At 69.9% G+C, this 22,175-nt stretch carries 17 protein-coding genes and 1 pseudogene; 10 read left to right on the plus strand and 8 right to left on the minus strand.

Annotated elements, in window-relative coordinates:
- Window positions 1-1,396, minus strand: a pseudogene (locus ACTWQA_RS10275) (hypothetical protein); the annotation flags it as partial.
- Window positions 1,397-1,536: 140 nt separating this feature from the next.
- Window positions 1,537-3,633, minus strand: coding sequence for a M6 family metalloprotease domain-containing protein (locus ACTWQA_RS10280; RefSeq protein ID WP_443159026.1), 2,097 nt, complete (start codon window positions 3,631-3,633; stop codon window positions 1,537-1,539).
- A gap of 106 nt (window positions 3,634-3,739) precedes the next feature.
- Between ACTWQA_RS10280 and ACTWQA_RS10285 the strand changes: the two genes are divergently transcribed.
- Window positions 3,740-4,897 carry a PucR family transcriptional regulator gene (locus tag ACTWQA_RS10285; protein WP_443159027.1) on the plus strand — a complete coding sequence of 386 codons (1,158 nt, stop codon included), beginning with the start codon at window positions 3,740-3,742 and terminating at the stop codon, window positions 4,895-4,897.
- 139 nt (window positions 4,898-5,036) lie between these two features.
- Window positions 5,037-6,002 carry an amidohydrolase family protein gene (locus ACTWQA_RS10290; protein ID WP_443159028.1) on the plus strand — a complete coding sequence of 322 codons (966 nt, stop codon included), beginning with the start codon at window positions 5,037-5,039 and terminating at the stop codon, window positions 6,000-6,002.
- A gap of 23 nt (window positions 6,003-6,025) precedes the next feature.
- Here ACTWQA_RS10290 and ACTWQA_RS10295 read toward each other — a convergent pair whose 3' ends face one another.
- The gene (locus ACTWQA_RS10295) at window positions 6,026-6,451 is read right to left on the minus strand and encodes a MarR family winged helix-turn-helix transcriptional regulator (protein WP_443159029.1); all 426 of its coding nucleotides are present in this window, start codon (window positions 6,449-6,451) and stop codon (window positions 6,026-6,028) included.
- 69 nt (window positions 6,452-6,520) lie between these two features.
- Between ACTWQA_RS10295 and ACTWQA_RS10300 the strand changes: the two genes are divergently transcribed.
- The 3 genes from ACTWQA_RS10300 to ACTWQA_RS10310 all read left to right on the plus strand — a co-directional run bounded on the left by ACTWQA_RS10300 (window position 6,521) and on the right by ACTWQA_RS10310 (window position 10,044).
- Entirely contained in the window at window positions 6,521-8,254 is a 1,734-nt protein-coding gene (locus ACTWQA_RS10300; RefSeq protein ID WP_443159030.1) for an ABC transporter ATP-binding protein, read from the plus strand.
- Between the two features lie 104 nt (window positions 8,255-8,358).
- On the plus strand, window positions 8,359-9,612 hold the full coding sequence (locus ACTWQA_RS10305; protein WP_443159031.1) for an MFS transporter: 1,254 nt from the start codon (window positions 8,359-8,361) through the stop codon (window positions 9,610-9,612).
- Window positions 9,613-9,720: 108 nt separating this feature from the next.
- On the plus strand, window positions 9,721-10,044 hold the full coding sequence (locus tag ACTWQA_RS10310) for a DUF5709 domain-containing protein (RefSeq protein ID WP_305922288.1): 324 nt from the start codon (window positions 9,721-9,723) through the stop codon (window positions 10,042-10,044).
- Here ACTWQA_RS10310 and ACTWQA_RS10315 read toward each other — a convergent pair.
- Window positions 10,037-10,690, minus strand: a complete 654-nt coding sequence (locus ACTWQA_RS10315; protein WP_443159032.1) for an HAD family hydrolase — start codon at window positions 10,688-10,690, stop codon at window positions 10,037-10,039. The genes ACTWQA_RS10310 and ACTWQA_RS10315 overlap by 8 nt on opposite strands.
- Before the next feature lie 85 nt (window positions 10,691-10,775).
- Here ACTWQA_RS10315 and ACTWQA_RS10320 point away from each other — a divergent pair, with 85 nt between their 5' ends.
- Window positions 10,776-12,785: a catalase gene (locus ACTWQA_RS10320; protein WP_443159033.1), complete on the plus strand. Its 2,010-nt coding sequence runs from the start codon at window positions 10,776-10,778 to the stop codon at window positions 12,783-12,785.
- A 94-nt stretch (window positions 12,786-12,879) separates the two neighbouring features.
- Here the strand turns inward: ACTWQA_RS10320 and hrpA are convergent, their stop codons facing one another.
- Window positions 12,880-16,755 (minus strand): ATP-dependent RNA helicase HrpA, encoded by a 3,876-nt coding sequence (gene hrpA, locus ACTWQA_RS10325; protein WP_443159034.1) that lies wholly within the window; start codon window positions 16,753-16,755, stop codon window positions 12,880-12,882.
- 126 nt (window positions 16,756-16,881) lie between these two features.
- Window positions 16,882-17,286, minus strand: coding sequence for a YbaB/EbfC family nucleoid-associated protein (locus ACTWQA_RS10330; RefSeq protein WP_443159035.1), 405 nt, complete (start codon window positions 17,284-17,286; stop codon window positions 16,882-16,884).
- Between the two features lie 165 nt (window positions 17,287-17,451).
- Here ACTWQA_RS10330 and ACTWQA_RS10335 point away from each other — a divergent pair, with 165 nt between their 5' ends.
- Together ACTWQA_RS10335 and ACTWQA_RS10340 are read left to right on the plus strand one after the other, a co-directional pair.
- Window positions 17,452-17,757: a hypothetical protein gene (locus tag ACTWQA_RS10335; RefSeq protein WP_443159036.1), complete on the plus strand. Its 306-nt coding sequence runs from the start codon at window positions 17,452-17,454 to the stop codon at window positions 17,755-17,757.
- A 77-nt stretch (window positions 17,758-17,834) separates the two neighbouring features.
- Entirely contained in the window at window positions 17,835-18,521 is a 687-nt protein-coding gene (locus tag ACTWQA_RS10340; RefSeq protein ID WP_443159037.1) for a WXG100-like domain-containing protein, read from the plus strand.
- A gap of 5 nt (window positions 18,522-18,526) precedes the next feature.
- Here the strand turns inward: ACTWQA_RS10340 and ppgK are convergent, their stop codons facing one another.
- A complete protein-coding gene (gene ppgK / locus ACTWQA_RS10345; RefSeq protein WP_443159038.1) occupies window positions 18,527-19,243 on the minus strand; it encodes a polyphosphate--glucose phosphotransferase in 717 nt (238 codons plus the stop codon).
- 122 nt (window positions 19,244-19,365) lie between these two features.
- Between ppgK and ACTWQA_RS10350 the strand changes: the two genes are divergently transcribed.
- Entirely contained in the window at window positions 19,366-20,520 is a 1,155-nt protein-coding gene (locus tag ACTWQA_RS10350) for a TIGR03118 family protein (RefSeq protein WP_443159039.1), read from the plus strand.
- Between the two features lie 136 nt (window positions 20,521-20,656).
- On the opposite strand, the gene ACTWQA_RS10355 is transcribed toward ACTWQA_RS10350, so the two are convergent.
- Window positions 20,657-21,235: an HAD family hydrolase gene (locus tag ACTWQA_RS10355; RefSeq protein ID WP_327590356.1), complete on the minus strand. Its 579-nt coding sequence runs from the start codon at window positions 21,233-21,235 to the stop codon at window positions 20,657-20,659.
- 108 nt (window positions 21,236-21,343) lie between these two features.
- Between ACTWQA_RS10355 and ACTWQA_RS10360 the strand changes: the two genes are divergently transcribed.
- Complete coding sequence (locus ACTWQA_RS10360; protein WP_443159040.1) at window positions 21,344-22,162, plus strand: DUF4253 domain-containing protein; 819 nt, start codon at window positions 21,344-21,346, stop codon at window positions 22,160-22,162.
- Window positions 22,163-22,175: the final 13 nt, after the last annotated feature.

Genomic DNA, 22,175 nt, shown 5'->3' on the forward strand with positions numbered 1-22,175 from the left:
CCTGCTCCAGCGGCGCCACGGCCGCCTGGCGCCCGCCGGCCTCCAGGTGCGCCTCGCCCAGGTAACGCAGGCTCCGCGCCATCCACCACCGGTCCTCCAGCTCCTCGAATGCCTGGACGGCGCGGCGGCGGTAACCGTAGAGCACCCGCTCGATCGCGGCTCTGCGCCGCTCGCCCTCGTCCTGCTCGGTCAGCTCCGCGGCGAAGACCCGGACCAGGTCGTGCAGCCGGTAGCGCATGGCGCCGGTCTGGTCGGTGCCCGAGCACTCGGCGAGCTGGGCGTCGATGAGCGCCTCCAGCTGGTCGGCGCCGTCGAGGCCGGAGATGTCGAGCAGCTCGCCGGCCACCCAGCCCGGCACGTCGGGCGCGGGCAGCGCGCTGAGCAGGCGCAGCAGCCGGCGCTGCATGCCGGTGCAGTCGTCGTAGCTGAGCTGCACCGAGGCGCGCACGCTCTTGTCGACGGTCGGGGCCAGCTCCAGCTGGTCGAGGATGCGGCGCGTGTCGGCCAGCCGGCCGGCCATCTCGCGCAGCGTCCACTGCTCGCGGGTGGCGAGCCGGCCGCCGCAGATGTTGATCGCCAGCGGCAGGTAGTCGCACAGCCGGACGATCTCCTTGGCGGAGTCGAGGTCGTCGACGATCCTGGCGCCGCCGCTGAGCCTGGCCAGCAGCTCCACGCCGTGCGCCTCGCTGAAGACGCCGAGCCGCGTGTCGTGGGTGCCGTTCAGGAACAGCGGCGCGCGCGACGTCACCAGCACCGCGCACCCCGGCTCGGCCGGGATCAGGGGTTTGACCTGGTCGGCGTCGTGGGCGTTGTCCAGGCCGATGAGGATCCTGCGGCCCTTGGTCCAGGTCAGCCAGAGTTTGCGTAATTCGTCCAGGCCGCCGGGGTCGGTCGTCAGGCGCACGTCCAGCGCGCGCAGGAAGCCGATGAGGACCTCGTCAGGGCGCACCGGGGCGTCGACGCCGCCGCGCAGGTCGGCGTAGAGCCGGCCGTCGGGGAACCAGTCGGCGACCTCCTGCCCGAACCGGGTCATGAGCGCCGACTTGCCGACGCCGCCGCGACCGTACACGGAGACGACGAGGGGCGGTGAGAGGTCCGTGGCCTTGCGGCGAGAGGCGAAGACGTCACGCAGCTCGGCCAGGGCTTCGGCGCGGCCGGTGAAGTGCTCGGGGACGGGCGGCCACTGATCGGGCGCGACGCCGCCGGTGCTGCCGCTGATCTCCGGGCGTCTGGGCCGCGACTCGGTGGTGGCCCACGTGGTGAGCCCGACGAGGATGGCCGCCCCCAGGGTCACGCCGACCTTGGCGAGCGGCGGGATCTCCCACTCCACCGATGCCGCCAGGACGCTCGCCGCGGCCGCCGCCAGGCCCGCGGAGACGGATGCCGCCCATGGCACCTTTCTTCGACGTCTTCGCGGCTTTTCTGGAAGATTGTCTGTCTTGTCGGGCAGGTCCCCGGTCAATGAACACCCCCTCTACGGGGGTGATTCAACCGAATGGGGTACGGCCCGCGCCAGCCGTACCCCACGGCTTTCCGCTACAAGCCGATCACGTGGCAGGTGGCGGTCATGGTCTTGGCCGGGTCGCTCTCCGAGGTGGCGGTGAGCTTGACCCTGGCCAGCCGGTCGCCGCCGGCCTCGCGGACCGCGTTCACGGTCACGAGCGCCTGCTTGCCGAACGCGACGGAGGCGAGCGCGTTCGGCACCTGAGTGGTCCAGCCCTTCCCCTGGACCTCGGCCTTGAGCCGGTAGACGTCGGAGCCCAGGTAGGCGCTGACGTCCTCCGGATGCTGGCCCTGCGCCGGGGCCGCCTTGCCGGTGTTGAACAGCGGGAAGGTGCAGGAGGAGATGTTCTTGCCGGCCGGGACGCCGGCCCCGGGGAGCAGTTTGACTCCGCGCTGCTGCGGTCCCGCGCCGTCGAGCGAGCGCACGGCGACCGTGTAGGACAGCTCGCCCTCACGGTTGCGCTTCAGGTCGGTGACGTAGAAGTGCAGGCGGTTGGCCTCGTCGAGGAACTCGTACTCGCTGCCCGAGTCGGTGCCCGCATGGAAGAGGGCGTCGGACAACTGCCGGTAGTCGCCGATCGTGATCGGCACCTTGGTGCCGTCCGGCAGCACGTAGTCGGTCATGCCGATGTCCTGCGGGTTGGCGTCGACCACCCACTCGAACGGGGCCCGGTCCTGGTTCTTGGTCTTGGCCAGGAGCACGCCGGAGTCGGGGGTGAAGGAGTCGGTGCCCATGCGGTCCACGACCTCGACCGTGTAGTTCTCGTAGCCGCCGCCGTCGCACAGCGGATCGGCCGAGTCGCACGAGCTCTTGTCTCCGGTGTCGAAGGAGATGTTGATCCCGGCCAGCTCGTCCTGGCCCGGCTGCACGGCCCGGGCGAGGACCTTGGCGGTGACCAGGCCGGACTCGTCCAGCGCCTCGCGGGACAGCCGCAGGACGTTCTGCTCGTCGACCATCTCCAGCTTGATCTTGTTGCGCAGCATGTGCTGGGCGCCCATGGACGCGCCCGCGGTGGGCGGGATCAGCCAGCGCGAGTGCGGGCCGCCGGGGCCGTTGAAGCTGCCGCGGCTGAGCATCTCCCAGATGCCGGTGAACGCCCGTTTGGGCGGCACGGCGTACGGATTGTTGTAGTTGTCGGCGACGCCCATGATGTGGCTCAGCTCATGGGCGTAGACCGCCATGCCGGAGCTCTCCGCCTGGACCGAGTCGACGCCGAAGCGGGCGTTGGGCCAGAAGTTGGAGCCGGCCTGCCAGGAGGTCCACTCGACGTAGCGGGTCCTGGACCAGTTGGTCAGGTTGGGATCGGGCGGGCCCCACTCGTCGGTCACGTCCTCCTTCGTCGGGAACTTCATCATCCCGAACTCCTGCCACGTGGACGACTCGTCCTGGCCGGCGCTCAGGTAGAAGACGAAGTCGAACTGCGCGGCCACGTCCGGGCCGACGGCGGCCAGCCAGGCGGCGTTGCCGTCGGTGCGCAGGTTCCTGGTGCAGGTGTCACCGGCCGGGCAGGCGTCCCGCTGGTACTCCATGGAGTACTCGTGGTCCTTGCCCGGCATCGTGTACGGGCCGAATCCCGTGAGCTCCACACCGAAGCGGCCGCCCGAGTCCTCCATCCAGTACTCATGGATGGTGTGGCCCTTGTTGAGGTCGTTCGGGGTGTTGAGGAAGTCCTGGTAGAACTTCGCGACCTGGTCACGCGGGATGTCGTGGGCCTCGGCGCTCGGGTTGGCGTAGATCGTCGAGCCCTTGGGCTGGGTGACGACGAACTGCTGGTTGGGGTAGTCGAGCAGGATGAGAGCGCCCTTGAAGGTGCGCTTCGACCCCTTCACCGCGGGGTCGTTCCACTTGGTGCCGGGCGGCTTCTTGTAGTCCGCCCAGGTCATGTTGTCGGGATTTTCCCAGTTCTGGGGGTCGATGGGCTGGGTGCCGCCCGCGGGGCGGCCGCGCAGCGTCTGGGCGTCGAGGGGTGTGTCGCTCTGCCAGGGCTGCGTTCGCGGCCAGTGGTCGCGCCGCCATGGGTGTTCCGGATCGGTGGGGGGTGCTGCGGAAGCGGGGGTCGCCACGAGGCTCACCGGGATGAGCACGATGGCCGCGAGTAACCCCTTCAGCAGCTTCTTCGGGAGGTTCACGGATCGACGGTATAGACGTTGTTGACGGAGATCACCGAACAGTTGTAGGGAAGACCTGTAGCGGCCTGTCCTACAAATGTTGAAATATGCATGTAAGGGGGTGGTTGTGGCGGATCTTCAGCGGACCGTTGACGAGCTCGCCGCCCGTCTCGGCCGACCCCTGTTACTCGAGGACCGCGTGCAACGTGTCGTGGCCTACAGCGAGCAGAACGGCGCCATGGACGACATCCGCCGCGACTCGATCCTGCGCAGGCACACCACTCCCGAGGTGCGCCAGTGGTTACGCGCGGCCGGCGTGCACGAGGCGCCGGGTCCCATCCGCACCCTGGGCGCGCCGCACCTGGGGCTGCTGCCGCGCGTGTGCGTGCCGGTGCGGCACGCCGACGGGCTGCTCGGCTTCCTGTGGTTCATCGACGCCGAGCCGGCCATGTCGGAGGCGCAGGTCGCCGAGGCCGCGGCCGCCGCCCCGGGCCTGGCGCTGGCGTTGTTCCACGAGAGCCTGGCCAGCGGTCTCGCCTCGCACCGCGAGCTGGAGGCGGTCACCGGGGTGCTGCTCGGCGAGCCGGACGCGGCCAGGCAGCTGATCGAGGCAGGCGCGTTCCCGCAGGCGGAGGCCGTGACCGTGCAGGTGGCCAGGCCGCTGGTGACCGAGCCGTCCGACCCGCTCCGGCTGGCGCTGGAGCAGGGGCTGCTGGCGCTGCGGCGGCGGCTCAGCGGTCATCATCCGCTGCACCTGGTCCGCTACGACCACGCCGTGCTGCTCACGGCCGGGGCGCCGGTCTCGCCGGACGAGCTGCACGCGGCCATGCCGGTCCCGGTGGTGGTCGGGGTTGGGCGGGCCAAGCCCACCCTGGCGGCGGCGGTGGCGTCGTATCAGGAGGCCAGGCACGCGGCCGAGGTGGCCGCCCGCGTGCCGGGGCTCGGGGGAACCGCCGAGTGGGCGCGGCTGGGCGTGTACCGCCTGCTCACCCACCTGCCCGACCAGGAGCTGCATCCGGGGCTCGAGGACCTGCTCGGGGACGCGCAGTACCTGCCGCTGCTGGAAACGCTGGAGACGTATCTGGACCTGGCCGGGAGCGCGGTCGCCACGTCCCGGGCGCTGCGACTGCACCGCACGTCGTTGTACTACCGGTTACAGCGGGTGGAGGAACTCGCCCGTACGGACCTGAAGGACGGCGGCGAGCGGCTGGCCCTGCACCTGAGCCTGAAGCTGGCCCGGCTCTCCGGACGCTACTTACCTAGGGATTTGCCTGGTTCGACCTGATTGATTGATTCCCTAGCGTAGCTCACGTTTAATTCCCTGAAAGGTAAATCCGACGGGAGTGCTGATGCCCTCTGCTGCGACGCGTGCTGGACCGACGGCAAGACGGCCTGCCCGGCCGATCCCAGGGCGGCGCTCCCCCGTGCCGATCGTGCTCCACTCCGCGCCGCTGGTCCTGCCCGTCTGCGACGATCCCCTCCGCGACGGCGCCGTGGTGATCAGGGGCGATCGGGTGCTCCAGGTGGGCTCGCGGGCCGAGCTGCTCTCGTGTTTTCCCGTCAGCGAGGAGCGCCGGTGGCCGGGGATGATCGTGGCAGGGCCGGTCGACGCCTGCTCGATCCCGCCGTCGGCGGCACGTGGGGTGACCGCGCGGGCGAGCGTGGTGTGCCACCTGGCCGAACCCGCGGGGATGCCCGGCATCACCTACATCGAGGTGAACGCCGACAGCGAGGAAGACTGGGAGGAACGCGAGCGCGACGCCGTCATCACGGCGATCCGGGAGATCGACCGGCCGTTCGCGGTGGGAATCGCGGCACGTACCAGGAACCCTCAGGTGCTGGAGGACGTGGCCGTGCTGGCCAGGACCTTCGGGCTGCGGCTGCTGGCCGACCTGGACCGGCACTCACCCGCCGCACTCGACGAGGCCGGGGTGCTGGGGCCGCTGTGCCACGTCACCTGCACGCGGTCGCTCGATCCCGGCGAGCGCAAGCTGCTGCGGCTGCGCGAGACCACGGTCGCCCTGTGCCCGTCGGTGCCGCCGCCCGTGACCGACGCCCTCGCCCTGCTGGACGAGGGCAACTCCCTCGCCCTCGGCACCGGCCGCGAGGCGTCCGCCGCCGGGCCGCTCGGGCTGGCGACGGCCATCAAGCGGCACGCGCGTGAGCTCGGACTACGGCCCCGGGGGCTGGATCGCAAGCTGGTCGAGGCGGCCACGCTGGGCGGCGCCAGGGCACTGGGCATGGATCGCGGGCCGGGCCGGATCGGGTCTCTGAGCCCCGGCGCCCGCGCCGATTTCGCGGTTTTCGACGCACGCGGCCGCTATCCGTACGCCGCGCTCGTCGCCGGGCCGCCCTGCATCGGGACGGTCGTCGGCGGCGTGGAACGCTGAAGGCGCGCCCCACGCCGCCGCTGTCACCTGAACTGGCCGTCCACGACGCTCAGCAGCTCCCCCAGCTGCTCGCGCTGCTCCTCCGACAACACCGCGAACAGCTCCTCGCCGGCCTGTCGGCGAGCCTCGCGCGCCTGCCCGGCGGCGGCGCGTCCCTCGGGGGTGACGACGACCAGCGTCGAGCGGCGGTTGCCGGGATCGACCTGCCTGCGCACCAGCCCCGCCTCCTCCAGCGCGTCCACGACGGGCGTGAGCGAGCGCGGCACGATCCGCAGCTCCTCGGCCAGTTGGACCATCCGCAGCGGCCGCTCGGGGTCGGCGTCGGCGAGCACACGCAAGGCCCGCGCCTGGCTCGGGCTGAGCCCGAGCGGGACCAGCCGCCGCACGTATCCATGCCGCAGCCGCCGGCTGACCAGGTGCAAGAGCTCCGCGAGCTCCTTTTCCGCCATACCTTAAGCTTAGCCGGAACAAATATGAGTTAACCTCTGTTTGAGTGGACATCTGAGAGGAGCACCCACTTGGCGGAGGAACCACGGGCGCCGCTGCGGCGCATCATCACGCTGTTCCGCGCCTACCGTGGCCGTCTGGCTCTCGTGGGCTCACTCATCCTGCTCGCCTCGCTCGTGTCGCTCGCCCAGCCGTTCCTGCTGCGCGAGGTGCTGGACGTGGCGATCCCGGCCAGGGACGCCGGGCTGCTGGCGCTGCTCGCCCTCGGCATGATCGCGGTCGCGGTCACGACCAGCGTCTTCGACGTGGTGCAGACTCTGATCTCCACCACGATCGGCCAGCGGGTCATGCACGATCTGCGCATCTCGGTGTACACGCACCTGCAGCGCATGTCACTGGCCTTCTTCACCCACACCAAGACTGGCGAGGTGCAGTCGCGCATCGCCAACGACATCGGCGGCATGCAGCAGGTCGTCACCTCGACCGCCTCCTCTCTCGTCTCCAACCTCACCACCGTGATCGCCACGATCGCCGCCATGGTCGCGCTCGACTGGCGGCTGACCGTGATCTCGCTCCTGCTGCTGCCGGTGTTCGTGTGGATCAGCCGCAAGGTGGGCACGGAACGCAAGCGCATCACCACCGAGCGGCAGCGCAAGCTGGCGAAGATCGCTTCGATGGTGCAGGAGTCGCTGTCGATCAGCGGCATCCTGCTGGGCCGGACGATGGGCCAGGCCGCCGGCCTGACCGAGCGCTTCGGCCGGGCCTCGGACGAGCTGGCCGACCTCGGGGTGCGCATGAGCATGGCGGGGCGCTGGCGGCAGTCGTCCATCCAGATCGTCATGGCCGCGATGCCCGCGATGATCTACTGGGCCGTCGGGCACACGGGCACGATCTCGGTCGGCACGCTGGTGGCGTTCACGACGTTGCAGACGAGCCTGTTCCGGCCGGCGGTGTCGCTGCTGCGGCTCGGCGTCGAGGTGCAGACCTCGTTGGCCTTGTTCGGCCGCATCTTCGAGTATCTCGACCTGCCGGTCGACATCCACCCCGGCACCCGTACGCTCGAGCGCGTCCGTGGCGAGGTGCGCTTTGAGGAGGTCGGCTTCTCCTACGGCGAGACTCCCACGCTGACCGGCGTCAACCTCGTGGTCCCCGCGGGCACCAGCCTGGCCGTCGTGGGCGAGACGGGCGCGGGCAAGACCACGCTCAGCTATCTGCCGCCGCGGCTCTACGACGTCACGGGCGGGCGGGTGACGATCGACGGCGTGGACGTGCGGGAGCTGACGTTCGAGACGCTGAGCGCGACGGTCGGCGTGGTCTCGCAGGAGACGTACCTGTTCCACGCCTCGATCGCGGACAACCTGCGCTTCGCCCGCCCCGAGGCCACGGACGAGGAGCTGGAGGCGGCGGCGCGGGCCGCGCGCATCCACGATCACATCGCCGCGCTGCCCGACGGCTACGACACGGTGGTGGGCGAGCGCGGCTACCGGTTCTCCGGCGGCGAGAAGCAACGCCTGGCCATCGCGCGCACGCTGCTGCGCGATCCGCCGGTGCTGATCCTCGACGAGGCCACCAGCGCGCTGGACACGCAGACGGAGCGGGCCGTGCAGGAGGCGCTCGACGCGCTGGCGCGGGGCCGTACCACGATCACGATCGCGCACCGCCTGTCCACCGTGCGCGACGCGGACCAGATCGTGGTGCTCGACCACGGGAGCATCGTCGAGCGCGGCACTCACGACGAGCTGATGGCACGCGGAGGCCACTACGCGGCGCTGGTGAGCAGGGACCATCCCGTAGAAGTGGTTTGATGTCGTTTTAAACGTGTGTTGCCTCACATTCCGGCCAGTCCGGAATCGCTTCGCCGGAAGGCCGTGTTGGATTCCCCGGCGAATCTTCAAGGCAAGGACATGTTTTGTCTCTGACTTCCTCCACGATCAGAGCCCTGCGGCATCACAATTACCGGCTTTGGGCGGGAGCGGACCTCATCTCGGTGACCGGCACCTGGATGCAGGTGCTCGGTCTCAACTGGCTCATCCTCGAGATGACGGGCTCGGCCGCGAGCGTGGGACTGAGCCTCGTCATGCAGGCACTGCCGACGTTGCTGCTGGGCATGTGGGGCGGGGCGCTGGCGGACCGGCTGCCCAGCCGCCCTGTCGTGGTCGCCGCGCAGCTCGCGCAGGCGGCGCTGGCGGCCGTGCTCGCGACCATCGTCGTGACGGGCGTCGACTCCGTGCTGCCGATCTACGCAGTGGCGCTGGCCGGCGGCGTGGTGACCGCGCTGGGCGGCCCGGCGCTCGGCCGGTTCGGAGCCCAGGTCGTGCCCCCCGCCGACCTGTCGAACGCGATGGCGCTCGGCTCCCTCCTGAGCTCGGCCGGGCGCATCCTCGGCATGAGCCTGGCGGGCGTGCTGCTGCCGGTCACGGGGAACGCCGGCCTGTTCGTCATCAACGCGGCCAGCTTCTTCGTCGTGATCGCGGCGGTGGCGGCCATGCGGCGCTCGGAGTTCCACCGGCTCGCCGCCGCCGAGCGGCAGCGGGGCGCCGTGCTCGAAGGGCTGCGGTACGTCATGCGCACCCCCTGGCTGCTCGTCGTACTGGCCCTGTGGTTCGTCTCGGGCAGCGTCGGCCGCAACTACCAGGTCACCATGGCCGCCATGAGCGCCGGCCCCCTGGAGGCGGGCGCCGGCGGGTACGGCCTGCTGTCCACGGCGTTCGCCGTCGGCACGGTGCTCGGCGGCTTCCTGGTCGCCGCCCGGCCGGAGCTGACGATCCGGCTGCTGCTGATCACCACGTTCGCGATCGGGGTGGCGCAGGCGCTGAGCGGGCTGATGCCGGAGCTGTGGTCGTTCGCGGCGTTGATGGTGCCGATCGCGGCGGGCGCGGTGGCCGTCGACACCACCGTCTCGGCCCGCGCGCAACTCGACAGCCCCGAGCCGATGCGCGGCCGGGTCATCGCCGCGCTGTCCATCGTCAGCGCGGGCTCGGGCGCGCTCGGCGGGCCGCTGCTGGGCCGGCTCAGCGACACGCTCGGGCCGCGGCTCGCGCTGGAGCTCGGCGGCGTGGCCTGCGTGGCGGCGGCGCTGCTCGCGGCCATGGCGCTGGCCAGGCTCTCCGGCCGGACGATCAGGCAGGCCGCCCGGCTGCGCCCCCGCCTCGAGCAGGCCTGACCTCAGGGCGCGCGCGCCTCGGCGCATCCCGTCAAGGAAGAGTTGGCCGACGCCCTAAGGCCCGCCAAGTCAGAGGATTCCGGGCCGCTCCTTGGGTAGGGGGCGCGTATGACCGAAAAACCTCCGAACCGGCACGGCATGAGCGATGAGCAGGCGATCGAGGTCAGTGAGTGGACCGACGATCTCGGGCTCCATCACGAGGTCGTGGAGGACGACCCGCGGCGCAGGGACACGCTCGACGAGCGGCTGCGCAGGGAGGCCCCCGAACGGCTCCATGAGCCCCGTCCCAAACACCGGCTGACCCAGCCGGACGAGGGCTTGGAGCCGGACACGGAGGACGAGGAGCTCGGCGAGGACTGGGGCGATGACGACTCGGACCTGTCGGCCGAGGAGCGGGCGGTCCGCATCGATCCCGGCGAAGGCCTCAGGTGAGCCGGCGCGCGGCGGGCAGGACGGCGTGCAGGTCGTCGACGACCAGGTCGGCGGCCGCCGCTTCCGGGCGCGCGGCGTGCAGATAGCCCCACGGGCCGCGACGCAGCAACGCGGTGCGCATGCCCGCCTGCGCCGCCGGGAGCACGTCGTTGTCGATGCGGTCCCCCACGTACAGGATCTCACCGGGCCCCCTGCCCGCGACCGCGGCCACCTTGGCGAAGAACTCCGGCTGGGGCTTCTCCACGCCCCAGCCCTCAGAGGTGTGCACGGAGTCGGCCGGCAGGTCCATCGCGAGCAGCGCCCCGTAAGCCCGGCGCGGCTGGTTGCCCGCGATGATCACCTGGTAACCGGCAGTCTGAAGAGCGGCCAGCGCCTCGCGCACGTCGGGATAGAGGTCGTCGGCGTCGAAGTGGTTACGCAGGCCGTCGGGGTCGTCACGCTCCCAGGCGGCCTCCTCCGCGTCCAGGTCGAAGCCGGGCCGGATGAGCTGGAACGCCTCGGCGTGCGGGCGGTCGAGCGCGGCCATGCCGCCGAGCGCGCCCATGAGCACAAAGCTGCTCACACCCAGCCGCTCGGCCCAGCGCGACCAGATGCGCGTCTCGTCGATGAGTGTCTCCCCGACGTCGAACACCACAGCCTTGATCATCAATCCCCCCGCTCGACCCTGTTTCAGCTCAGTCATCCGGGCACTTGGTGAAGGCCCGACAAAACAACCTTAAGGGGGATTTTTCATGCGACCGGAGCGTGACGCGAAGGACCGCCAGCTCGACGCCACCCGTGTGCCGCTGGACGACCGCAATCTGACCACGGACCAGGGCATCCCGGTCGACGACACGGACAACTCGCTGAAGGCGGGCACCCGCGGCCCCACGCTCATGGAGGACTTCCACTTCCGGGAGAAGATCACCCGCTTCGACCACGAGCGCATCCCCGAGCGCGTGGTCCACGCCAGAGGCGCCGGCGCGTATGGGATCTTCGAGCTGTACGAGCCGCTCGGCGACCTGACCACGGCCGCGTTCCTCAACGACACCTCGGCCAGGACGCCGACCTTCGTGCGCTTCTCCACCGTGGCCGGCTCGCGCGGCTCGGCCGATACCGTCAGGGACGTGCGCGGATTCGCCACCAAGTTCTACACCACACAGGGCAACTACGACCTCGTCGGCAACAACTTCCCGGTCTTCTTCATCCAGGACGGCGTCAAGTTCCCCGACTTCGTGCACGCGGTCAAGCCCGAGCCGCACAACGAGATCCCGCAGGCGCAGTCGGCGCACGACACGTTCTGGGACTTCGTGCAGCTCCAGCCCGAGTCGCTGCACATGGTCATGTGGCTGATGTCCGATCGGGCGATCCCGCGCAGCTTCCGGATGATGCAGGGGTTCGGGGTGCATACGTTCCGGCTGGTGAACGCCTCGGGGCAGGGCACGTTCGTCAAGTTTCACTGGCGGCCGGTGCTGGGGACGTACTCGCTGGTGTGGGACGAGGTGCTGCGCATCCAGGGCAACGACCCCGACTACAACCGCCGCGACCTGTGGGAGGCGATCGAGCGCGGCGCCTATCCCGAGTACGAGCTGTGCGTGCAGCTCGTCCCCGAGTCGCGCGAGCACGACTTCGACTTCGACCTGCTCGACCCCACCAAGATCATTCCTGAGGAGGTGGTGCCGCTGCGGCCCATCGGCAAGATGACGCTCAACCGCAACCCGCAGAACTTCTTCGCCGAGACCGAGCAGGTCGCCTTCCACACCGCCAACGTCGTGCCCGGCATCGACTTCAGCAACGACCCGCTGCTGCAGGCCAGGAACTTCTCCTACCTCGACACCCAGCTCCTGCGGCTGGCCGGGCCCAACTTCCCGCAGATCCCCATCAACCGTCCTCTGGCCGCGGTCCGCAACGACCAGCGCGACGGCTTCCACCAGCACATGATCCACGAGTCCCAGACGAGCTACGCGCCGAACTCCATCAGCGGCGGCCACCCGGGCGCCGCGGACGGCTATCGGCACTACCAGGAGAAGGTGGAAGGCGGCAAGATCCGGATGCGCAGCCCCAGCTTCCAGGACCACTACAGCCAGGCCACCCTGTTCTGGAACAGTATGGCCGGCTGGGAGAAGCAGCACATCGTGGCGGCCTTCCTGTTCGAGCTGGGCCACGTGGAGCGCTCCCCCATCAAGGAAGCCGTGGTGAACCATCTGGGCAAGATCCACCCGGACCTGGCCACCCAGGTCGCCGACGGCCTCGGCCTCCCCGCGCCCGCCGTGTCCGCGGTCCACGCCAACGCCTCCCCCGCTCTCAGCATGACGAACCAGCCGCGCAGCGTCGCCACCCGCAAGATCGCCATCCTCATGGCCGACGGCACGGACGCGGCGGCGGTCACGAGCCTGCGGCGGGAGCTCGAGGATCAGGGGGCGATCTGCGAGGTGGTGGCCCCCTTCGAGGGGAGCGTCGGCGGCCTGCCGGTGGACCGGCAGCTCAGCGCGGCGAACTCGGTGCTGTACGACGCGGTGGTGGCCGCCGACGGGGCGAACCTGGCCACGGTCGGGCGGGCGCAGTTCTTCGTCAAGGAGGCGTTCAGGCACAAGAAGGCCATCGGGGCGGTGGGCTCGGGCCGCCTGCTCATCGAGGCGGCGCACCTGCCCAACGAGGTCGGGGTCGTGATGGGGGATGGGAACGACATCGCGAAGGAGTTCGCGGAGGCGGTGGCGGGGCATCGCTTCTACGCGCGGGACGTGTTCAGCGTGCCGGCGTGAAATCCGTGGCGCGGGCTTACGGCCCGCGCACGGCACGCGATCTATCGGAGGCGATCGTCGATGGCCGCCGGCTTCGAGCTCGACACCTCGATCTTCATGGTGTGAGCTTCTCCATCGCTTTAGTGATCCGCTTCTCCGACACCGGCGTAGGCGTCCCCAGCGTCTGCGCGAAGAAGCTCACCCTCAGCTCCTCGATCATCCACCGGATCTCCACCACGTCCGGATCCCCCCGCCGCGCCGGATGCAGCTTTTCCAGCAGGTCGTGGTAGTCGTCCTCGACCTTGTGCACCCGATCCATCCATTCCTGATCACGCCAAGGCTCCTCGGGGAGCTTGGTCAGGCGGCGGTCGATGGCTCGGATGTAGCGGAGGAGGTCGGAGAGCCGCCGGTAGCCGGTGGCCGTGACGAAACCCGGGTAGACGAGCTTGCCCAACTGGTCCCGGATGTCGTCGGTGGAGGCACTCGCGCGCAACGCGTCGAGCCGGGCGCCGGCCTCGTGCCAGACCGCCAGGATCTGCTCCACCCTGCCGAGCACGTCCGCTGACGCGTCGTACACATGAGCGCGCACATGCTGGTAGAGGCGGTCGAAGGCGACCGGGTCCCAGGCGGGGCCGCCGACGTCGAGCATGAGCTTGTCCACGGCCGCGTTGATCACGTCGTCGAACAGCGCCACCGCCCCGCCGTGCGGGCTGCGTGACAGGGCCAGCTTGGCCTGGTTGGACAGGCCGCCGAGCAGGGACTTGGCCGGGTTGGTGACGTTGAGGAGCAGCAGGCGGCGGACGCCGGGCCAGTGGGAGCGGCGCTGCTCGGCCTCCGTCTCGAAGATCTTGATCGAGACCGAGTCGCCCGCGTCCACCAGCGCCGGATAGCCCTTCATCCGGCCCTGCTCGAAGACCTTCGGCAGGCGGCCGAAGCTCCACGTGTGCAGGCCCGTCTGCTCCAGGTCGTCGCCGGCCTGGGACAACGTCTGGCGCAGGCGCGGGGCGAGGCGGCGCTTGAGCGCATCGAGGTCCTTGTCCTCGGCCACCGTGCGCTTGCGCTCGTCGATCACCCGGTACGTGATGCGCAGGTGGTCCGGCACCTGGTCCAGCTGCCAGGCCTCGCGCGGCACGCGTACGCCCGTGAGCCGCAGCAGCTCGCGCTCCACGGCCGCCAGCAGCGGCTCCCCGCCCTGCTGGACCCCGGCCAGCACCTGCTTGGCGTAGTTGGGGGCGGGCACGAAGTTGCGGCGCAGGTTCTTCGGCAGCGACCGGATCAGCGCGGTGATCAGCTCTTCGCGCAGTCCCGGGATCTGCCAGTCGAAGCCGTCGGAGTTGACCTGGTTGAGCACCTGGAGCGGCACGTGCACGGTCACGCCGTCAGCGTTGGCTCCCGGCTCGAACTGGTAGGTCAGCTTCATCCGCTGGCCCAGTTGTTTCCAGGTGTCGGGGTAGTCGCGGGCGCTGACGTCGGCGCCCTCGTTGACCAGCATCTCCGGCGAGAACGTCAGCAGGTCCGGCGTCTCCCGCCCGGCCTTCTTCCACCAGGAGTCGAAGTGCCGGGCGGAGACCACGTCGGCGGGCACCCGCTGGTCGTAGAAGTCGAACAGCGCCTCGTCGTCCACCATGATGTCCCGGCGGCGGGCGCGGTTTTCCAGCTCCTCGACCTCCTCCAGGAGCCTGCGGTTGTCCTTGAGGAAGCGGTGGTGGGTGTCCCAGTCGCCCTCGACCAGCGCGTGCCGGATGAACAGCTCGCGCGACAGGTCGGGGTCGATGCGGCCGTAGTTGACCTTGCGGCCGACGACGAGCGGCACGCCGTAGAGGGTGACCTTCTCCAGCGCGATCACCGCGCCCTGGTTCTTCTCCCAGTGCGGCTCGGAGTAGGTGCGTTTGACCAGGTGCTGGGCGAGCGGCTCGACCCAGTCGGGCTCGATCTTGGCGTTGACCCTGGCCCAGAGGCGGGAGGTCTCGACCAGCTCGGCCGACATGACCCACTGCGGCTGCTTCTTGGCCAGCGTGGAGCCGGGGAAGATGGCGAAGCGGGCGTTGCGGGCGCCGATGTATTCCTGGATCGGACGGCGGCCGTCGGCGCCGCGCTTTTCCATGACGTCCTTGACGCCAATGTGCGACAGCAGCCCGACCAGCAGGGACGCGTGCACGTGGTGAGGGTCGGCCGGGCCGCTGTTGAGCTGGGCGCCCAGCGTCTGGCGCAGCTGGCTGTAGATGTCCTGCCACTCGCGCACGCGCAGGTAGTTGAGGAACTCCGCCTTGCAGAGCCGCCTGAAGGCGCTGGAGGACAGCTCCTTCTGCTTGTCGCGCAGGTAGTTCCACAGGTTGAGGTAGGCCAGGAAGTCCGACTCGGGGTCGGCGAAGCGGCGGTGCTTCTCGTCGGCCTGCTGCTGCTTGTCGGCAGGGCGCTCGCGCGGGTCCTGGATGGACAGGGCGGCGGCGATCACCATGACCTCGCGCAGGCAGCCGTTCTTCTCCGCCTCCAGCACCATGCGGCCCAGGCGGGGGTCCACCGGCAGGTTCGCCAGCTTGCGGCCGACGGGGGTGAGCTTGCTGTGCGCGTCGAAGGCGCCCAGCTCATGCAGCAGATTGACGCCGTCCTTGACCTGGCGGCGGTCCGGCGGCTCGACGAACGGGAACGCCTCGATGTCGCCGAGCCCGATGGAGGTCATCTGCAGGATGACGGAGGCCAGGTTGGTTCGCAGGATCTCCGGGTCGGTGAACTCGGCCCGGCTGAGGAAGTCCTCCTCCTCGTAGAGCCGGATGCAGATGCCGTCGGAGGTGCGCCCGGAGCGGCCCTTGCGCTGGTTGGCGCTGGCCTGGGAGATGGCCTCGATGGGGAGGCGCTGCACCTTGGTGCGGTGACTGTAGCGGGAGATGCGCGCGTAACCCGGATCGACGACGTATTTGATGCCGGGGACCGTGAGCGAGGTCTCGGCCACGTTGGTGGCCAGGACGATGCGCCGGCCGGTGTGGCGCTGGAAGACGCGGTGCTGCTCGGCGGCGCTGAGGCGGGCGTAGAGCGGGAGGATCTCGGTGTTGCGGAAGTCGGCCTTGGTCAGGGCGTCGGCGGCGTCGCGGATCTCCCGCTCGCCGGAGAGGAACACGAGGATGTCGCCGGGGCCCTCGGAGATGAGCTCCTGACAGGCGGTCACGATGCCCTGCGTCTGGTCGTCGTCCTCGTCGAGCGGCCGGTAACGCACCTCGACGGGATAGGTGCGGCCGGAGACCTCGACGATCGGCGCGTCGCCGAAGTGGCGGGAGAACCGCTCGGGGTCGATCGTGGCGCTGGTGATGATGACCTTGAGGTCCGGCCGTTGGGGCAGGAGCTGTTTCAGGTAGCCGAGGATGAAGTCGATGTTGAGGCTGCGCTCGTGGGCCTCGTCGATGATCAGCGTGTCATATTGGTCGAGCATGCGGTCGTTCTGCAGCTCGGCCAGAAGGATGCCGTCGGTCATCAGCTTGACCAGGGTGCGCTCGCTCGCCTGGTCGGTGAAGCGGACCTTGTAGCCGACCACCTCGCCCAGGCCGGTGCCGAGCTCTTCGGCGATGCGCTCGGCGACCGTGCGGGCGGCGATGCGGCGGGGCTGGGTGTGGCCGATCAGCCCGCGTACGCCCCGGCCCAGCTCCAGGCAGATCTTGGGGATCTGGGTGGTCTTGCCGGACCCCGTTTCACCGGCGATGATCACGACCTGATGGTCGCGGATGGCCGCGAGGATGTCGTCCTTACGCTGTGAGACCGGCAGGTTTTCCGGATATCTCACCTGCGGCACGGCTTCGCGGCGGCGTATCAGTCGCTGCTCGGCCCGCTCCACGTCGGCGAGGATCTCCGCGGCGATCTTGTCGCGGGTGTCGCGGGAGCGCACCCGGCGCATGCCGTCGAGCCTGCGCCGCAGCCGCCGCTGGTCGCGCGGCATGAGCTCGGGCAGGCGGGACTGAAGCTCGGCGAGTGGAGAGGACGAGGACAAGGAAGGCGTTCCCATACTGCTTTCAGGATATTTGAGCCCGGCTTCCCCGGAGCCAACCGCCCATGCTGCCCGATCGCGCCGCCCGCGCGCATCCCAATATCCCGTCGGCGCGCCGATCAGCCGGTCAGGGACCTCCCCGGATCAGCGCGGCGGGAGGGAGGAGAGGAACGCCGACTGGATGGCGTCCAGGCCACGGCCGACGTCGCGGATGTCGAAGGAGGGCCGCACCCCGCCCTCGGCCGCCGCGAGCCGCTCCTCCAGTTGCCCGCGGGCCGAGAGCTGGGCCGCACGCACCGCCGCCACGACCGCCTCGGCCAGCTCGTCGCTGCCCATCGTGCGCAGCAGGCGCGGATCCAGGCGGATCTCGCGCAGGAGACCGTCGGACTCCACCGCGGCCCGGATCTTCCCACCGGCGGACGTTCCCTCCCCGGTGACCTCTTCGAGCCCGTTCATCGCCTGCACCAACGTCGCCATGGCCTCGTCCGCGCGCCGGGCGAGCTTCTCCAGCTCCTCTGGCGTGACAGCGGCCGGATCGAAGTCGGACATGCCATGACCTCCCCTGTTCGTCGATATGACCTGGAAGTCGATCAAGACTCACTGAACCGGCCGCCAGCGAATGGTTTCTCGCCGGTGAACATCCGATGAACCCGACGATCATCGCCCTTTCGGCGACAAAGATGGCTTTCGACGCAATATTGCTGAAGGAGCGACATGTCCAGCCCGCAGGACACACGGTTCATCACCTCTCGCACCATCGACACGATGAGCGAGCACTACAAGGACATCTGGGACGACTTCAAGAGGAGCGCTGACCGCGCCTGGGACACCGACCTCATCGAAGCGTTCGGCGAGATGTTCCGGGAAATACTCTCCCAGACTTACTACAAGGCGCAGATGGGCTGCCAGGATGCCCTTCGGGACGGCGCCATCGCCTCTCAGGGCATCTCCGAGGGCCTGGCCACCTGCGCCCATAACTGGCGCACGGCCGAGCAGGCCAGCATCGTGGACTACCGGTAATGGCCGGCGTGCCCCCGCAGACCCTCATGACACTCAGGCACCTGGAGGTGTTGGGAGGCGTTCCCATGGTGGGGCTCATGTACCTGTTGACCCTCGGGATGGACGACGACAAGGTCTCGGAGGTCGCCAAGGTCTGGAAGCAACTGGCCAGAGACCTCGACACCCCCGTCGAGCTGCTTGACCGCCTTCCCGCCGCGTCGAGGCAGGGCTGGATCGCCGACGACCAGCGGGAGTTCTCCCGGGTGACGGGCGACATGCACGCCAGCACCGAGGCCCTGCGCGACTCGCTCGACAAGGTGGGAGACAGCCTCGAAGGCGTGGCGTTCGCCTTCCGGCTCTTCAAAGGGGCGATGGTGGCCCTCGGCGCTGTGCTCATCCCGCCGATCACAGCCCTCGTCCCGATGGCGCTGGTGCCCGCGACCGCCGCGCAGGCCCATGCGTCGCTGAGGTGGCTGGCGTACGCCGCGGACAAGGCGGTGACCGTGATGATCGGGGCGCTCTGGGCGTCCGCCGGGGCGCAGCTGGCCGCGATCGGCATCATGAAGTGGGAGCAGCGGCAGCTGGATCAGCTGGCCGACTTCCACTACCCCGACGGCGTGCCCAGCGCGAGGCTGCGGGACGTGGACTTCGCCCACGTGAAGATCGACGCCAGGAAGTTCCCCACCTTCCAGCCTCCTGACCGAGGCGACGAGCTGCCTGACGTGGCGAAGGACTTCGCGTGGGTCGCCCCGGCCAAGCCGGCTGCCGAGCCGTCCGAGGACTGAACCGGTCAGGAGGCCGCCGCGAGAGCCGCCCCGATGATGCCCGCCTCGTTCTGGAGCGCGGCGGGCACCACGGGCGTGTCGAGCGTGATGTGCGGCAGGAACCTTTCCGCCTTCTTGCTCGCTCCCCCGCCGATCACGATCAGCGACGGCGAGAAGAGCATCTCGACGTGCTCCAGGTATTGCTGCACCCGCTCGGCCCAATGCTCCCAGCTCAGGTCGTGCTCCTGGCGGGCCCGGTCCGAGGCCCGGTGCTCGGCGTCCTTGCCGTGCAGCTCCAGGTGCCCCAGCTCGGTGTTGCGCACCAGCGTCCCGTCGGTGAACAGCGCGCTGCCGATCCCCGTGCCGAACGTCAGCACGAGCACGGTCCCCCGCTTCCCGCGGCCCTCGCCGAAGGTCATCTCGGCCATGCCGGCCGCGTCGGCGTCGTTGAGCACGGTCGCGCCGCCGAACAACGCGGCCGCGTCCACGCCGATCCAGGAACGGGCCACGTTGGCGGCCGAACGCACGACGCCGTCCACGACGACGCCGGGGAACGTCACGCCGACAGGACCGCTCCAGTGGAAATGCTCGACGATCGACGACACCACATGAGCCACGTCATCGGGCTTGGACGGCTGCGGCGTTGGGATGCGCAGACGCTCCTCGACCAGCCGGCCCGCCTCGGTGTCCACGGGGGCGCCCTTGATGCCCGAGCCGCCGATGTCGATGCCCAACACGTTCATGCTTTTCCCTCTCCCCCGCAGGACGCGGGGAAACTCGTGTACCGATATTTCCGACACCCGGCTGAACCGGCCTCCCGCCCTCCGCGTATCTCGCGTCACAAGCGCTAACTAGGAGGCAACGGATGCGGCCACGCATCATCACACTCTGCGCTGTTGCGGTCGTCTTGGGAGCGACTCTCACCACTCCCGCACACGCCACCACCAGGACTCGTTTCGACGTCATCAACCTTGTGTCGGATGTTCAGGGCAAAGCCCCGGTCACCGACCCCAAGGTCGTCAACCCGTGGGGCCTGGCCATGGGCAAGACTCTGTGGGTTTCCAACACGGGCACCGGCACCGCCACCGTCTACTCCGGCACCGGCAAGAAGGAGCAGACCGAGGTGTGGATCCCCGGCGGAGCCCCCACCGGCCAGGTGTTCAACCCCGGCGAGGGCTTCACCGTGAAGGGCAAGCCCGCCACGTTCATCTTCTCCAGCCCGAGCGGCGCCATCACCGGATGGAACGCCGAGGTCGACCCGAAGAACGCGATCATAGCGGCGTTCAGCCGCGGGGCCGACTACAAGGGCCTGGAGCTCGTCCAGACCGAGGACGAGGCATTCCTGCTGGCCCCCGACTTCGCCGGCGGCCGCATCCACGCCTTCGACGAGGACTTCCGGCGCATCCGCCTGGCCCGCTGGCAGTTCCAGGACGGGGATCTCCCCGACGGCTACCACCCGTACAACGTCGCGGTGGCCAACGGCAACATCTGGGTGTCCTACGCGCTGCGCGACCCGGCCACCGGCAAGCCGGTCTTCGGCAGGGGCAAGGGCTTCGTCAGCCGCTTCAACGCCTCCGGCCGCCTGACCGGCCGCATCTCCCGCACCGGGCTCAACGCCCCCTGGGGCCTGACGGCCGCGCCGCAGGGCTGGGGCCCGTACGCCGGCTCGCTGCTGGTCGGCAACTTCGGCGACGGCACCGTGCACGCGTACAAGCAGGGCCGGCACCTGGGCTCGTTGCGCGACTCCAGCGGCAAGCCGATCGTGCTGCCGGGCCTGTGGGACCTGGAGCCGGGCACCGCGGCCACCGGCGGCGAGAAGTCCCTGTGGTTCTCCGCCGGCATCGACGGCACCAAGCACGGCCTGATCGGCGTCATCGCCCCGCAGGGCACGAAGCCGACGTCCACCGGGACGGGAACCGGAGCCAGCCCGTCGGCCTCGCCGACGCACCCGGCCGGCCACAAGTCGAGCGCCCCAGCTACTCAGCCGCCCTCCCAGAACAATCCGTACGGCGGGTACTGACCGGCGCTCTCGCGCCGCCGCCCCCGGCCAGGCGAGGAGCGCAGCTCGCCGACAGCAGGCCGGGGGCGGCGGTCCACCCGACGTTTCCGGCGCGGTTGGCGCGAGCCGCGCCGGAAACAACCACGTGCTCATCGCGTCAGCCCAGCACCGCCGCCAGGTCCTGAATCGTCCGGTAGTGGACGCCGGTCATGCCGAGCGCCCTGGCCGCCTCCACGTTCGGGAGCCGGTCGTCGACGAACAGGCAGCGCTCGGCCGCAACGCCGGCGCGCTCCGCGGCGATCTCGTAGATCCGCCGGTCCGGCTTGGCCACGCCGACCCTGGCGCTGCTGACCAGGTCGTCGGCGAAGTAGGTGAGCCCCAGCCGGTCGAGGTGCTCCTCCACCGTGTCCATGGCGTTCGTCACGATGATCACGGGGACGTGCTGCTGGGCCCTGGCCAGCAGTTCCTTGACCTGCTCGTCCACCCAGAACGGCACCTCCATGAACTCGGCGACGGCCTGACGTGCGCGATCGTCCCCGCCGAGGGCGGCGACGATCGCCTCCGCCCACTGCGCCTCGGTGGCCTGGCCGAGGGTGGGAGGCAGGATCAGCTCGGGGTCGAAAGCGGTTTTCATGAGAGGCAGTCCGTAGCGGGCCTCGATGTCGGCCTGGACGGCGTGGTCGAAGTGGCGCAGCACGCCATCGAGGTCAGTCAGAACCGCGGCAAAGGGGATCACAGCCCCACATTCTCGCAGCACCGAATGTTTCGTGTACTGCTGACGGTGCCGGGGCGATCGGCCGCACTACCATCTCCGAGACAGGATTCGGTATCGGAACGGTAGGGCATGAACGATCACCGGCTGCCACGTGAGCTGTGCCAGCTGTTCCCCGACGGCGGCAGGGACCGCGTGCTGCCCGCCACCCTGCCCGCGGGCGACGTGGTCTGGCCCGATCCCGGGTATGCGCGGCAGGGCGAGGCGCCCAGGCCGGCGTTCTGGATGAGCGCTGAGCCGGTCGGCGGCGCGGACTGGGCGCGCCTGCGGGAGTGGCATCCGCACAGCGGGTTGTGGCCGGTGTTGCTGGACGAGTCGGCGCAGCCCTGGGCGGTCGGGCAGGTCGTGCCGGACGATCCACGCCAGATCGACCACTTCACCGCCGAGGGTTTCATGACCGAGGTGTGGCAGGAGTGGGTGGCGCGGATGCCGCAGGACGCGCTGGCCGAGCTGGAGCCGTACGGCGCGATCTGCCCGGGCCTCGCGCCACCCGGCGTGCCGAAGGCCGACCCTGCGGCGGTCGCCGACTGGTACGCGGGCGAGCTGGCCGCCAGAGGCATGCCGCTCGGCCTGGTCGCGGCCGCGAGGGGCGCCGACGCGCTGGCGGTCATGGGCTGGCAGGGCGCGCTGCACCACAACGAGTGGATGGTGCCGATGGCCGCCGTGGTGCGCAGCTGGGAGGACAGGTTCGGGGCGCGCGTGGTGTGCGTCGGGTTCAACACACTGGAAATGAGCGTGGCCGCGCCGCCGGTCGACCTCGAGCACGCGTTACACGTGGCGGCCGAGCACTGGGCGTTCTGCCCCGACAACGTCGTCCAAGGACCCGGCGATCTCCAAGGCTACGCCGAGCAGATCATCGGCGGACACGCCTGGTCCTTCTGGTGGGACTGAATATCGTGTTTTA

It is taken from the genome of Nonomuraea sp. 10N515B (assembly GCF_052245915.1).
In the GTDB taxonomy this organism is placed as follows: Bacteria; Actinomycetota; Actinomycetes; order Streptosporangiales; family Streptosporangiaceae; genus Nonomuraea.

What these genes read in the sequence shown, in the direction of transcription:
- ACTWQA_RS10295 (WP_443159029.1), bottom strand. Translation starts at nt 6,451, where the DNA reads ATGGCGGAAAAGGAGCTCGCGGAGCTCTTGCACCTGGTCAGCCGGCGG.
- ACTWQA_RS10310 (WP_305922288.1), top strand. Translation starts at nt 9,721, where the DNA reads ATGACCGAAAAACCTCCGAACCGGCACGGCATGAGCGATGAGCAGGCG.
- ACTWQA_RS10315 (WP_443159032.1), bottom strand. Translation starts at nt 10,690, where the DNA reads ATGATCAAGGCTGTGGTGTTCGACGTCGGGGAGACACTCATCGACGAG.
- ACTWQA_RS10320 (WP_443159033.1), top strand. Translation starts at nt 10,776, where the DNA reads ATGCGACCGGAGCGTGACGCGAAGGACCGCCAGCTCGACGCCACCCGT.
- hrpA (WP_443159034.1), bottom strand. Translation starts at nt 16,755, where the DNA reads ATGGGAACGCCTTCCTTGTCCTCGTCCTCTCCACTCGCCGAGCTTCAG.
- ACTWQA_RS10330 (WP_443159035.1), bottom strand. Translation starts at nt 17,286, where the DNA reads ATGTCCGACTTCGATCCGGCCGCTGTCACGCCAGAGGAGCTGGAGAAG.
- ACTWQA_RS10335 (WP_443159036.1), top strand. Translation starts at nt 17,452, where the DNA reads ATGTCCAGCCCGCAGGACACACGGTTCATCACCTCTCGCACCATCGAC.
- ACTWQA_RS10340 (WP_443159037.1), top strand. Translation starts at nt 17,835, where the DNA reads ATGTACCTGTTGACCCTCGGGATGGACGACGACAAGGTCTCGGAGGTC.
- ppgK (WP_443159038.1), bottom strand. Translation starts at nt 19,243, where the DNA reads ATGAACGTGTTGGGCATCGACATCGGCGGCTCGGGCATCAAGGGCGCC.
- ACTWQA_RS10350 (WP_443159039.1), top strand. Translation starts at nt 19,366, where the DNA reads ATGCGGCCACGCATCATCACACTCTGCGCTGTTGCGGTCGTCTTGGGA.
- ACTWQA_RS10360 (WP_443159040.1), top strand. Translation starts at nt 21,344, where the DNA reads ATGAACGATCACCGGCTGCCACGTGAGCTGTGCCAGCTGTTCCCCGAC.